Raw genomic sequence first — 1,601 nt, forward strand, 5'->3', positions numbered from 1 at the left:
GACCACGAGGTCCGGGGGGCGTCGTCGTTCCGTCCCGTGCCCGGGCGCGCCGGCCGGGGAGTGCGCCCGCCGAGATCGACGCCGAGCACTAAGCACCCTTACGTTGTGGCCGTCGGGCTGTTACCGTGGCAGGACCGTCGCCGCCGACGTCCGGGTCGGCGGCCAGGAGCCGAGGAGCAGACGTGAACGACCTCCCTCAGCACGACGACCTCCCGCTGCCCGACGACGACCACCTCCCCGTGGATGTGCTCGGTCCGAAGATCTGGGGCCTCGACGAGCGCGGGGTGCAGCAGCTGCTGGAGGACGAACGGGCGCCCGCCGACCGGCCGCCCGTGGTGCAGGTCCTGGAGCGCCGGGTCGCGGCGCTGCGGCAGGGGGCCGAGCCCAGCGGCGCGGTGCCCGGGTCCGCGCCCGAGGTGTCCGGGACCAGCGGCGGTTCGCCCGTCTCGCCGGAGACCTCCGGGCCTCCGACCAACCCCCCGTCCCAGGGCACGCCCTTCAACCCGGCCCGGCCCCGCTGACCCCGCGCGGGTCCGACGGGGGAGTGCACCACAGGGAGGAGCAGCGCACCGTGGAGGAGAGCTACGACGTGGTCGTCGTCGGCGGCGGCCCCGCCGGCCTCGCCGGGGCACTGTGCCTCGCGCGTGCCCGGCGCACCGTCCTCGTGGTGGACGCCGGGGCCCCGCGCAACGTGCCCGCCGAGCACGTGCACAACTACCTGGGGCGGGACGGCGACGCTCCGGGAGCGCTGCTCGCGGACGGGCGGGCCGAGATCCGCGGCTACGGAGCGGACGTCGTGGACGGCACGGTGGTCGCCGCGCACCCCGGGGCCGGGCACGACGACGGGATCGGGTTCCGGCTGGTGCTCGAGGACGGCCGGTCGGTGCGGGCGCGGCGGGTGCTGATCACCACCGGGCTGACGGACGAGCTGCCGGAGGTCCCCGGACTGGCGGAGCGCTGGGGCCGTGACGTCGTCCACTGCCCCTACTGCCACGGCTGGGAGTGGCGGGAGCAGCCGCTGACCGTGCTGGGCACGGGACCGCTGGGCGTGCAGCAGGCGCAGCTGTTCCGGCAGTGGAGCCACGACATCACCTTCGTCCAGCACACGGCCCCGGCCCCGGACGCGCAGGAGCGCGAGCAGCTGGCGGCCCTCGGCATCGCCTGCGTGGCGGGCGAGGTGTCCCGCGTGGAGGTGGCCGGGGACCGGGTCACCGGCCTGCGCCTCGACTCCGGCGAGCTCGTGCCGTGCCGTGCCGTCGTCGTGGTGCCGCGCTTCACGGTCCGCTCCGGCCTCATCGACTCCCTCGGCCTGGACACCGCCGAGGAGGAGGAGCAGGGCCACGCCGTGGGCACCTATGTGCCCTCGGCGCCCACGGGCGGCACGGAGGTGCCGGGAGTCTACGTGGCGGGCAACGTGACGGATCTGCACGCCCAGGTCCTCGCGGCCGCGGCGGCGGGGCTCACGACGGGCACGGCCGTCAACGCCGATCTGCAGGCCGAGGACCTCGACCGGGCTCTGGCGGCACGCCGGGCGTGACCGGCCGGGAGCGCGGTCCGCGACGGGCGGTGCGGTCCCGGCCCGGCCGCCCCGGGCAGGACCC

General features: G+C 76.7%; 2 protein-coding genes. Both read left to right on the forward strand.

Going from position 1 to position 1,601, the window contains the following annotated elements; translation table 11 throughout:
- The first annotated feature begins 182 nt into the window (after positions 1-182).
- Complete coding sequence (locus tag ACFU0Y_RS18120) at positions 183-521, forward strand: hypothetical protein (protein ID WP_380216353.1); 339 nt, start codon at positions 183-185, stop codon at positions 519-521.
- Positions 522-571: 50 nt separating this feature from the next.
- Positions 572-1,537 carry an NAD(P)/FAD-dependent oxidoreductase gene (locus ACFU0Y_RS18125; protein WP_380216355.1) on the forward strand — a complete coding sequence of 322 codons (966 nt, stop codon included), beginning with the start codon at positions 572-574 and terminating at the stop codon, positions 1,535-1,537.
- Positions 1,538-1,601 lie beyond the last annotated feature (64 nt).

The organism is Kocuria sp. NPDC057446 (assembly GCF_042802875.1).
Lineage (GTDB): Bacteria > Actinomycetota > Actinomycetes > Actinomycetales > Micrococcaceae > Kocuria.